The sequence below is a fragment of the Nocardia sp. NPDC002869 genome, assembly GCF_046764065.1.
Classification (GTDB): domain Bacteria; phylum Actinomycetota; class Actinomycetes; order Mycobacteriales; family Mycobacteriaceae; genus Nocardia; species Nocardia rhamnosiphila.
The window spans coordinates 1-9,979 of sequence record NZ_JBKOOL010000194.1 but is presented as its reverse complement, the minus strand read 5'-3'; the positions used below and the strand labels follow the sequence as shown (position 1 = coordinate 9,979).

The 9,979-nt window shown below is 70.1% G+C and carries 10 protein-coding genes; 7 read left to right on the top strand and 3 right to left on the bottom strand.

Features of this window, described 5'->3' with window-relative positions:
- The first annotated feature begins 76 nt into the window (after positions 1 to 76).
- From ACLML9_RS25500 to truB, 5 genes are all read left to right on the top strand, one after another.
- A complete protein-coding gene (locus ACLML9_RS25500; RefSeq protein WP_411947893.1) occupies positions 77 to 1,084 on the top strand; it encodes a DHH family phosphoesterase in 1,008 nt (335 codons plus the stop codon).
- A 164-nt stretch (positions 1,085 to 1,248) separates the two neighbouring features.
- A complete protein-coding gene (locus tag ACLML9_RS25495) occupies positions 1,249 to 2,595 on the top strand; it encodes an MATE family efflux transporter (RefSeq protein ID WP_411947892.1) in 1,347 nt (448 codons plus the stop codon).
- Positions 2,596 to 2,656: 61 nt separating this feature from the next.
- A complete protein-coding gene (locus ACLML9_RS25490) occupies positions 2,657 to 3,616 on the top strand; it encodes a metallophosphoesterase family protein (protein WP_411947895.1) in 960 nt (319 codons plus the stop codon).
- Positions 3,617 to 3,716: 100 nt separating this feature from the next.
- Positions 3,717 to 4,385 carry a 4'-phosphopantetheinyl transferase Npt gene (gene npt / locus ACLML9_RS25485; protein WP_411947891.1) on the top strand — a complete coding sequence of 223 codons (669 nt, stop codon included), beginning with the start codon at positions 3,717 to 3,719 and terminating at the stop codon, positions 4,383 to 4,385.
- On the top strand, positions 4,385 to 5,284 hold the full coding sequence (truB, locus tag ACLML9_RS25480; protein ID WP_411947890.1) for a tRNA pseudouridine(55) synthase TruB: 900 nt from the start codon (positions 4,385 to 4,387) through the stop codon (positions 5,282 to 5,284). The genes npt and truB overlap by 1 nt, the downstream gene beginning before the upstream one ends.
- A gap of 14 nt (positions 5,285 to 5,298) precedes the next feature.
- Here the strand turns inward: truB and ACLML9_RS25475 are convergent, their stop codons facing one another.
- The 3 genes from ACLML9_RS25475 to ACLML9_RS25465 are packed head-to-tail and all read right to left on the bottom strand — an operon-like array spanning position 5,299 to position 7,462.
- Positions 5,299 to 5,979 carry a GntR family transcriptional regulator gene (locus tag ACLML9_RS25475; RefSeq protein WP_357051033.1) on the bottom strand — a complete coding sequence of 227 codons (681 nt, stop codon included), beginning with the start codon at positions 5,977 to 5,979 and terminating at the stop codon, positions 5,299 to 5,301.
- Positions 5,966 to 6,697, bottom strand: a complete 732-nt coding sequence (locus tag ACLML9_RS25470; protein WP_411947889.1) for a maleate cis-trans isomerase — start codon at positions 6,695 to 6,697, stop codon at positions 5,966 to 5,968. The genes ACLML9_RS25475 and ACLML9_RS25470 overlap by 14 nt, the downstream gene beginning before the upstream one ends.
- A 45-nt stretch (positions 6,698 to 6,742) precedes the next feature.
- Entirely contained in the window at positions 6,743 to 7,462 is a 720-nt protein-coding gene (locus ACLML9_RS25465) for an Asp/Glu/hydantoin racemase (protein WP_411947894.1), read from the bottom strand.
- Positions 7,463 to 7,569: 107 nt separating this feature from the next.
- Between ACLML9_RS25465 and ACLML9_RS25460 the strand changes: the two genes are divergently transcribed.
- Positions 7,570 to 8,535: a D-2-hydroxyacid dehydrogenase gene (locus tag ACLML9_RS25460; protein ID WP_411947888.1), complete on the top strand. Its 966-nt coding sequence runs from the start codon at positions 7,570 to 7,572 to the stop codon at positions 8,533 to 8,535.
- Positions 8,536 to 8,548: 13 nt separating this feature from the next.
- Positions 8,549 to 9,952, top strand: a complete 1,404-nt coding sequence (locus ACLML9_RS25455; protein WP_411947887.1) for an amidase — start codon at positions 8,549 to 8,551, stop codon at positions 9,950 to 9,952.
- The last annotated feature ends 27 nt before the right edge of the window (positions 9,953 to 9,979 follow it).

The window sequence follows — 9,979 nt, the reverse complement described above, 5'->3', positions numbered from 1 at the left end:
GGCCGCCGAGGCCACCCCGGCGGGCGACGCGGACCCGTACAAAACACCTCGCGACGACGACTGAGTCGCGGCCGATATGACCACAACCGGTGCCGCGGTCGATTTCACCGCGGCCGTCGGGGCGCTGAACAGCGCGCGCTCGGTGACCGTCCTGTGCCATATCCAGCCCGATGCCGACACCCTCGGCAGTGGTTTGGCGCTGGCCGCGGTACTGGATCGCCGCGGCGTGCCGGTACGGGTGTCGTTCGCCGAACCGGCCGAACCGGCGGCCGGACTGCGTACCCTGCCGGGGATGCGGTTCCTGGTGCCGCCCGGCGAGGTGCCGGCCGAGGTGGATCTGCTGGTCACGGTGGACTGCGGCAGTGCGGGCCGGCTCGGCGCACTCGCCGACCGGCTGTCCGGGGCGTCACGCACGCTGGTGATCGACCATCATCGGTCCAACACCCGGTTCGGGGAGATCAACCTGATCGATCCCGACGCCGTGTCCACCGCCAGTGTCGTCACGGCCCTGCTGGACGCCTGGGGCGAGCCGATCGACGCCGGGATCGCCCACTGCCTGTTCGCCGGGCTGGCCACCGACAGTGGGTCGTTCCGTTGGGTGACCCCCGGGACCCACGCGCTGGCCGAACGGCTGCTGGCCACCGGGATCGACGGCGCCGCCATCACCCGCACCCTGATGGACACCCATCCCTTCGCGTGGTTGCAGATGTTGTCGACGGTGCTCGCCTCGGCCCGGCTCGATCGCGCGGCGCACGGCGGAACCGGGCTGGTCGCGGCGTTCGTGCTGGCCACCGATCTCGCCGAGGTGCGGCAGGAAGAGGCCGAGAGTGTGGTCGATATCGTGCGGGCGACCGCGGAGGCCGGGATCGCGGCGGTATTCAAAGAGGCCCGGCCGACCGATGAACGACGCCGCTGGACGGTATCGCTGCGGTCCAAGGACAGCGGTCCCGGGACCGGTGACGGCGCCGATGTCGCGGCCGTGGCCGCGGGTCTCGGCGGCGGCGGTCATCGCTACGCGGCCGGGTACACGACCTACGGTGAACCGGCGGACATCCTGGCGCAGTTGCGGACCGCGCTGGGCTAGGCGTACCTCCGCGTTCGCTACGGCCGTGCGCGTTTTGCGGATGGGCTTCGCCCAGCGGCGCCATCAGGGTGCGCGCCGCTCGCGACAGTTGAGGAGGCGCCCTACGGCGCGATCCGGGGCCGCCGGGCGCGCTCGCACGGGCGAGTACGGACGGGAACCCGACGATGCACACGGAGTTGACCGGGCCACCGGCCCCGGCGGTGGCGGCCGGGCCCCGGCGGATCCTGGGTCTGGCGCTGCCGACCCTGGGCGTGCTGGTGGCCGAACCGATCTACCTGTTGTTCGATCTCGCCGTGGTGGGCCGGCTCGGGGCACTGGCACTGGCGGGACTGGCCGTCGGTGGCCTGATCCTCGCCCAGGTCAGTTCGCAGCTGACCTTCCTCGCCTACGGGACGACCGCTCGCTCGGCGCGGCGGCACGGGGCGGGGGACGAGCCGGGAGCGGTCGAGGAGGGCGTCCAGGCGAGCTGGCTGGCCGGCGGTATCGGACTGGTGATCGTCCTGGTGGTGCAGGGGGCCGGGGTGCCGATCGCCGGAGCCGTCGCGGGGGACGCGCAGATCGCGGCCGAGGCGCTGGCCTGGTTGCGGATCGCCCTGTTCGGAGTGCCGCTGATCCTGCTGTCCATGGCCGGGAACGGGTGGATGCGGGGGGTGCAGCAGACGCGGCGCCCGCTCACCTATGTGGTGCTCGGGCTGGGCCTGTCGGCGGTGCTGTGCCCGCTGCTGGTGCACGGACTCGCCGGGCTGCCGCGGCTGGGACTGCCCGGGTCCGCGGTGGCCAATGTGGTGGGTCAGGCGGTGACGGCCGGGTTGTTCCTGGGTGCGCTCGCCCGGGCCCGGGTGCCGCTCGCCCCACGGCTGCCGGTGATGCGGGCCCAGTTGGTGCTCGGCCGTGATCTGATCGTGCGCAGTCTCGCCTTCCAGATGTGTTTCGTCTCGGCGGCCGCCGTCGCCTCCCGGTTCGGGGCGGCGTCGGTGGCGGCACATCAGCTGGTCCTGCAACTGTGGAATTTTCTCGCCCTCACCCTGGATTCGCTGGCCATCGCGGCGCAGACGCTGGTGGGATCGGCGCTGGGCGCCCGGAACGCGGCGGGCGCGCGGGCGGTGGCCCGCCGCGTCACCGGCTGGTCGGAGGTGTTCGCGCTGGCCCTGGCCGCGGCCTTCGCGGCCGGCGCGGTGCTGATTCCGCCGCTGTTCACCACCGATGTGGCGGTCCTGGACCGGACCGGCGTCGTGTGGTGGTACTTCGTGGCCATGATCCCGGTGGCCGGTGTGGTCTTCGCCCTGGACGGGGTGCTGCTGGGCGCGGGGGACGCCGCCTATCTGCGCACCACCACCCTGGGCGCCGCCCTGGTCGGTTTCCTGCCCGCGATCTGGCTGTCACTGGCCTTCGATTGGGGGATCGGCGGAATCTGGTGCGGTCTGATCGCGTTCATGCTGTTGCGGCTGGCGGCGGTGAGCGTGCGGGCGCTCTCGGGGCGCTGGATCCGTGTCGGTGCCGAAATCCCGTAGTGAGCGGGTGGCCGGGTACAGAGGTGCCGGGTGAAGCAGGCGATATGCGAAGGTGGGTGTGGTGATACCCAAGTTGATGGCGGTGAGCGATATCCATGTCGGTCACCAGGGCAACAAGCCGGTGGTCGAGGACATCCGTCCCGATTCCCCGGAGGACTGGCTGATCGTCGCCGGTGATGTCGCCGAACGCAGCGACGATATCCGCTGGGCGTTGAAACTGCTGCGGGAGCGGTTCGCCACCGTGATCTGGGTGCCCGGCAACCACGAACTGTGGACCACCGCCAAGGACCCGGTGCAGATGCACGGGGTGGCGCGCTACGACTACCTGGTCTCGATGTGCCGGGATCTGGACGTGCTCACCCCGGAGGACCCGTTCCCGGTGTGGACCGGCGCGGGCGCCGAGACCCACGGCGGCGCGGTGACCATCGCTCCGCTGTTCCTGCTCTACGACTACTCGTTCCGGCCCGAGGGCGCCCGCACCAAGGCCGAGGGATTGGCTATCGCGCGGGAGCGCAATGTCGTGGCCACCGACGAATTCCTGCTGGCGCCGGACCCCTACCTCACCCGCGACGCCTGGTGCGAGGCCCGGCTGCGGGCGACCCGGCGCCGGCTCGACAATCTGCCCGAGGGCACCCCGCTGGTCCTGATCAACCATTTCCCGCTGCTGCGCGAGCCCACGGATATGCTCTGGTACCCGGAGTTCGCGCTGTGGTGCGGGACCGAGCAGACCGCCGACTGGCACACCCGCTACAACGTGCTCTGCGCCGTGTACGGGCATCTGCACATCCCGCGGACCACCTTCCACGACGGGGTCCGGTTCGAGGAGGTCTCGCTGGGCTATCCGCGGGAATGGCAGAAGCGCGGTAAGCCCGACAACCTGCTGCGCCAGATCCTGCCCGACCCGAAGTACGCCCCGGGCGATCTGAACGAATGGGGCGGCCATTTCCGGGTGACGCCCGAGATGGCGGCCGCCGCGGCGGAGATGCGGGCCAAGGCCCAGCGCCGGCGGGGGCTCGACTGAGGTGCCCGGCCCGTACCCCGGAGTTCCCGGCAACGCCGCGCGCGGGCGGTGGGCGGTGTGCCCGGTGCCGCCGGCTGCGCACCCAGTAGGCTCGGCGACGATGATCGAGACAATCCTGCCCGCCGATGTCGCCTCCGCCGAGTTGTTCGACTATCCGGAGGATCTGAAACCGCATCCCGCCGAGGAGCACCTCATCGCGAAATCGGTGGACAAGCGGCGACGTGACTTCATCGGTGCGCGGCACTGCGCCCGTCAGGCCCTGGCGCAGCTCGGCGAACCGGCGGTGGCGATCGGCAAAGGGGAGCGGGGCGCGCCGGTGTGGCCGCGTGGGATCGTGGGCAGCCTCACGCATTGCGACGGCTTCCGCGGTGCGGCGCTGGCACACAAGATGCGCTACCGGTCGATCGGGATCGACGCCGAACCACATGACACCCTGCCCGAGGGGGTTCTCGATTCGGTGAGCCTGCCCGCCGAACGGGAATGGCTGCGCACCAGCGATTCCGCGCTGCACCTCGATCGCCTGCTCTTCTGTGCCAAGGAGGCCACCTACAAGGCGTGGTTCCCGCTCACCACCCGCTGGCTCGGTTTCGAGGACGCGCACATCACCTTCACCGTGGACGAGGCCACCGACAGCACCGGCTCGGGGACCTTCCGGTCGCAGCTGCTGGTACCCGGGCAGACCGGTGACGGCGGACTGCCGCTGACCTCCTTCGCCGGACGCTGGCGGATCACCGGCGGTTTCATCGTCACCGCGATCGCGTACAGCTGATGGCGGATCTGCTGGGCGGTCTGCTGATCGTCGACAAGCCGGAGGGCCCGACCAGCCACGATATCGTGGCGAAATCGCGGAAACTGCTGCGCACCAAGAAGATCGGGCATGCGGGCACGCTCGACCCCATGGCGACCGGGGTGCTGGTGCTCGGGGTGGAACGTGCCACCAAACTGCTGGGACTGCTCACCCTCACCACGAAGAGCTATACCGCGACCATCCGCCTGGGCCGGTCCACCACCACCGACGACGCGGAGGGTGAGGTGCTCACCACCACGGCGGCCGACGGTATCGACGACGCCGGGATCGCCCGGGTGGTCGCCACCCTCACCGGTGAGATCCAGCAGGTGCCGGCCACCGTGAGCGCGATCAAGGTCGGTGGGGAGCGTGCCTACGCCCGGCATCGGGCCGGTGAAGAGGTGAAACTCGCGGCGCGTCCGGTCACCGTCGCCCGGTTCGAGGTGCTGGCGCGTCGCGACCTTCCGGACGAGGGTCTGGTCGATCTGGATGTGGTGGTCGACTGTTCGTCGGGCACCTATGTGCGCGCGCTGGCCCGCGATCTGGGTGCGGCGCTCGGAGTGGGCGGCCATCTGACCGCATTGCGGCGGACCCGGGTCGGGCCGTTCACGCTGGAGCACGCGCGCACGCTGGAGGAACTGGCCGAGGATCCGGCGCCCAGCTTGGGTATCGATGCCGCGGTGGCCCTGTGCTTCCCGCATCGCACGATCGACGCCGCCCAGGCGGAGAAACTGCGGGACGGGCGCTGGCTGGAACCCGTCGGGACAGCGGGCGTATATGCCGCTCGCACCGCGGACGAGAAGGTGATCGCGCTGCTCCAGGAGAAGGGCAATCGTGCCTCGCCGGTGCTGGTGGTGCGCCCGCGGGGGCTGATCGACTGATCGCCCGCCCGAAATCAGCCGGGGATCGGTTCGGCGGTGTACCGGCCGCGCAGCCGCTGGACCGCGTCGTCCATATGTTCACGCAGTAGCCGGTGTATCCGGGGCGCTGTGGCCGCCCCGATCGCCTCGCGCAACGCCACATGCTCCTGGGCCTGGACTCCCAGGTCCGGGTAAGTGGTCTGCAGGGCGCCCAGGCACATCCGGGTCTCGATCAGCAGCGTGCGCGCCGCCCGGACCAGCCGCGGGCTACCGGCGGCCGCCACGAGCGCCTCATGGAACTGCCGATCGGCGTCGGAGACGCCCGCGGCATCCCCGGCCTCGGCCCGGTCGAGCATGACCTGCACGCTCGGAGCCAGTGCCGCGTAGGCGATCTCCCGGCGGCCGTCGAGGATCAGGGTGAGCGCTCCGCCCTCGATGGCGGTGCGTGAACGGTAGATATCGACGACATCGGCGAGGGTCAGCTCGATGACGAAGATGCCGCGATTGCGGATACTGCGCAGCAATCCCTCCGACACCAGGCGCTGCATGGCTTCCCGGACCGGCCCCCGGGAGACCCCGAACTGCGCGGCCAGATCGGCTTCGCCCAGCTGGGCGCCCGGTTCCAGACCGCCGCGCACGATCGCCTCGCGCAGTTTGTCCGCGATCACTTCGGCGGTGGACCGCTGATCGACCGGTTCGAAATCAACCACCGACATGTTCAGACCCTTCCGCGAACAATGCGCCCAGCGACGACGATATCGGGGTCGCGCCGATGAGCCGTAATCCTTCCCAGATGGTGACCTGGTTCGCGGTGAGCACCGGTTTGCCCAGCGCTTCTTCCAGCCGCGGCAGTACCTCGAGTGTGTGCATGGCGGTATCGGGGATCAGTAGCGCCTGCGCGTCGGGGTGGTCGTTGGCGACGGCGAGTTCGAGTACCTGCTCGGTGGTGAGCGTGCCGACCTCCGCCGCGGTTTCGATACCCGCGCTCCGGAACGCGACCACCGTGATCCCGGCGTCGGCCAGGAAATCGGCGAACAGCCGTGCGACCTCGTCGGGGTAGCTCGCCGCTACCGCCACCCGGTGCACACCGAGCGCTCGGGCCGCCGAGACGAACGCGAAGCTGGTGCTGGAGGCGGGTACGCCCGCGGCTTTCGCCAGGCCGCGAACCTGCTCGCGGGCGCCATCCGGGCCGAAGACGAAACTGCCGGAGGTGCAGGCCCAGACGACCGCGTCGGGTTGCTGTGCGGCGAGCTGCTCTGCCCCGTGCCGCAGTTTGTCCGGGCTGCCCAGATCCTGGAGTTCCGGGATCGCGTGCAGATCGGTGCCGTAGATATGGGCCACCGGCAGGCGGACGCCGAGCAGCGATTCCGCGCGTGGGTAGTCGTCCTCGGCGGCGTGGTCGGGGTAGATGAAACCGATCGTGGGTGCCGTCATGGGGTCTCCGTTCTCGAAGCGGGCTCTCTCGGGGGACGGCATGCCTCAGAACACTTCCAGCAGCCATCGGCCGGGGCCCATCATGGGCAGTTTCATCCGGCCGAGACAGGCCCACATGGTGAGCTGGTTGGCGGTGAGGATCGGCTTGCCCAGTGCTCTTTCCAGCGGTTCGATGATGTCGTAGGTGGGCAGATTGGTGCAGCTGACGAAAATGGCCTCGGCCTGTGGGTCGTCGGCGCCGATGATCCGTTCGGCGATGGTGCGGTAGTTGACTTTCCAGATACCGCCGCCCAGGCCCAGGTGTTCGGAGCGGACCACCGTGCAGCCGGCCTCGTCGAGGAAATCGCGTAGTTTTCCGGTGAGCACTTCGTCGTAGGGGGTCATGATCGAGATCCGGCCGATATCGAGATGTCGGACGGCCTCGAGCAGCGCGCCGGAGGTGGTGACGGCGTTCGCGGCGCCGGCGCGGCAGATGGTGTCGCGCAGCGAGCGTTCGTACTCGATGCCCTTGATGAAACTGCCCGAGGTGCACAGGTAGGCGACGACCTCGGGTTCGACGTGTAGCACATTGCGCGTCGCGGCCGTCAGATGCACCGCGTCGGAGACCAGTTCGGCCATGGCCAGCGAGACAGGTACCGGTTCGTACGGTGTCCGCGCCAGGTGCAGGCTCACCTCCAGCGGTGCCCAGCGCCAGAGTTCGCGCTCGAGCGCCAGGTCGAACGGTGCGATGACACCGATGCCCCGCTGCGCGACCGGGCCCTCCATATCGGGAAAATCGAACTCCACTGCGGCCCCTCTCGCACTCAGCCGGGAAGACCTCCGAGAACGATCGGATTGTTGACAATCATACGATGTGACCATACCGTGTCAATATGGAATCGGGACCGATTGTCACCGTTGTGCACAGTGGCCGTCCGCCCGATCCGGCCCTCATGGCGCCGGTGAGTGCGCGGGCCACGGTGCGGTACACCGACTCCGCCGGATTGGCGGATGCGCTGCCCGGCGCGCAGGTGCTCTTCGTCTACGACTTCCAGACGCACGCGCTGCCCGGCGCCTGGCCCGCGGCCGACCGGCTGCAGTGGGTGCACGTCGCCGCGACCGGTGTCGATACCGTGCTGTTCCCCGAACTGTGCGGCAGCGACGTGGTCGTCACCAATACCCGGGGCGTCTTCGACACCGCGATCGCCGAATACGTCCTCGGGCAGATCCTGGATTTCGCCAAGGATCTCACCGGCTCCCACCGGCTCCAGCAACAGCAGGTCTGGCGGCACCGTGAATCCGAGCGTATCTCGGGCGCGACCGCGCTCGTCGTCGGCACCGGGGCGATCGGCCGGGCCATCGCCGGACTGTTGCGTGCCGCGGGGATGCGGGTACGGGCAGTGGGCCGCCGGGCCCGCCACGACGATCCGGATTTCGGTGTCGTGGGCACCGACCTGTACGCCGAACTGCCCTGCGCCGACTACGTGATCGCCATCGCCCCGCTCACCGACCGCACCCGGCATATGTTCGACGCCCGTGCGTTCGGCGCCATGAAGCCCCACGCCCGGTTCATCAATGTGGGCCGTGGCGAACTCGTGGTGACCGACGACCTCGTCGCCGCCCTGCGTTCGGATGGAATCGCCGGCGCCGCACTGGACGTGGTGGACCCGGAACCGCTACCGTCCGGCCATCCACTGTGGAGCCTGCCCACCGCCCGGATCACGCCGCACAACTCCGGGGATTTCATCGGCTGGCGTGCCGAGATGGTCTCCGCGTTCGCCGCCAACTTCGACCGCTGGTCGGCCGGCCGTCCGCTGGACAATGTCGTCGATAAAACGCTCGGGTACGTGCCCGGCTGAAGGAGGGCCTCAGATGAGCCGACCCGAGACCCCGCGACCGACCGACCCCGTCGAGATGACCGCGGTGGAACTGGTCTCGGCCTATGCCGCCGGGATCCTGTCCCCGGTCGAAGCGACCGAGGCCGTGCTTGCCGCCATCACCGCCCGCGATACCGATATCAACGCCTACTGCCTCGTCGACCCCGACCGGGCGCTGGTCCAGGCCAAGGATTCCGAGGCCCGCTGGCAGTCCGGGCACGTCCGCGGCCTGCTCGACGGGGTACCCATCTCGATCAAGGACATCTTCCTCACCGAGGGCTGGCCCACCCGGCGCGGCTCCCTGAGTATCGGCCCGGAGGGCCCGTGGCCGGTGGACAGTCCCGTCGCCGCCCGGGTGCGGGAGGACGGCATGGTGATCGTCGGTAAGACGACGACACCGGAGATCGCCTGGAAGGGCGTGACGGACAGCCCGCTCACCGGGATCACCCGCAACCCCGTCGACCCCACCCGCACCGCGGGGGGATCCTCCGGCGGCAGCGCCGCGGCGGTCGCCGCCGGGATGGGTCCGGTCTCGGTCGGCACCGACGGCGGCGGCAGCGTGCGGATCCCGGCCGCGTTCTGCGGCATCGTCGGATTCAAACCCACCCACGGTCGTATCCCGCTGTACCCGGCCAGCCCGTTCGGCCCGCTGGCCCACGGCGGGCCGCTGACCCGCACGGTCGAGGACGCGGCACTGCTGCTCGATATCCTCGCCCTCCCGGACCCGCGCGATCCCACCGCACTCGCGCCCACGCTGACCACGTTCCGCGGCCAGATCCAGCGCGATGTCCGCGGCGTCACCGCCGCCTATTCGCCGACGCTGGGCTATATCCGGCCCGATCCGGAGGTCGAGGCAATTGTGTCCGGGGCCGTGCACGCGCTCGAGACCGCCGGGTTGCGCGTCTCGGCCGCCGACCCCGGCTTCCCCGATCCGCGCGACGCCTTCGATGTGATGTGGGCGGCGGGCGCCGCGGCGATGCTGGCGAACTTCCCGGCGGGTGCGCGCGAGAACGCCGACCCCGGCCTGCGGCGGGTCTGGGAACACGGTGAAACCCTCACCGCGACCGACTATCTCGACGCCCGCGCGGTCGCCGCCCAGGCGGCGATCACCATGGGGACGTTCCACACCGCCTACGACATCCTCCTCACTCCCACGGTCCCGATCACGGCGTTCGAAGCCGGCCACGACGTGCCGCCCGGCAGCGATATGTCCGACTGGCCGGATTGGACGCCCTACACGTATCCGTTCAATCTCACCCAGCAACCCGCGCTCAGCATTCCGGCCGGGCGGACACGCGACGGCATGCCGGTCGGGCTACAAATCGTAGGGCCCCGGCACTCCGACGACCTGGTGCTGGCGATCGGGCGGTACGCGGAGGCCGTGCTGGCCGGGCGCTGAGCTGTGTTTATCGGCGCCGCCTCCGGC

Bases quoted from the DNA above. Each gene is read 5' to 3' on its own strand.
- ACLML9_RS25470 (WP_411947889.1), bottom strand. From the start codon at position 6,697: ATGACGGCACCCACGATCGGTTTCATCTACCCCGACCACGCCGCCGAG.
- ACLML9_RS25460 (WP_411947888.1), top strand. From the start codon at position 7,570: ATGGAATCGGGACCGATTGTCACCGTTGTGCACAGTGGCCGTCCGCCC.
- ACLML9_RS25475 (WP_357051033.1), bottom strand. From the start codon at position 5,979: ATGTCGGTGGTTGATTTCGAACCGGTCGATCAGCGGTCCACCGCCGAA.
- ACLML9_RS25495 (WP_411947892.1), top strand. From the start codon at position 1,249: ATGCACACGGAGTTGACCGGGCCACCGGCCCCGGCGGTGGCGGCCGGG.
- npt (WP_411947891.1), top strand. From the start codon at position 3,717: ATGATCGAGACAATCCTGCCCGCCGATGTCGCCTCCGCCGAGTTGTTC.
- ACLML9_RS25500 (WP_411947893.1), top strand. From the start codon at position 77: ATGACCACAACCGGTGCCGCGGTCGATTTCACCGCGGCCGTCGGGGCG.
- truB (WP_411947890.1), top strand. From the start codon at position 4,385: ATGGCGGATCTGCTGGGCGGTCTGCTGATCGTCGACAAGCCGGAGGGC.
- ACLML9_RS25455 (WP_411947887.1), top strand. From the start codon at position 8,549: ATGAGCCGACCCGAGACCCCGCGACCGACCGACCCCGTCGAGATGACC.
- ACLML9_RS25465 (WP_411947894.1), bottom strand. From the start codon at position 7,462: ATGGAGGGCCCGGTCGCGCAGCGGGGCATCGGTGTCATCGCACCGTTC.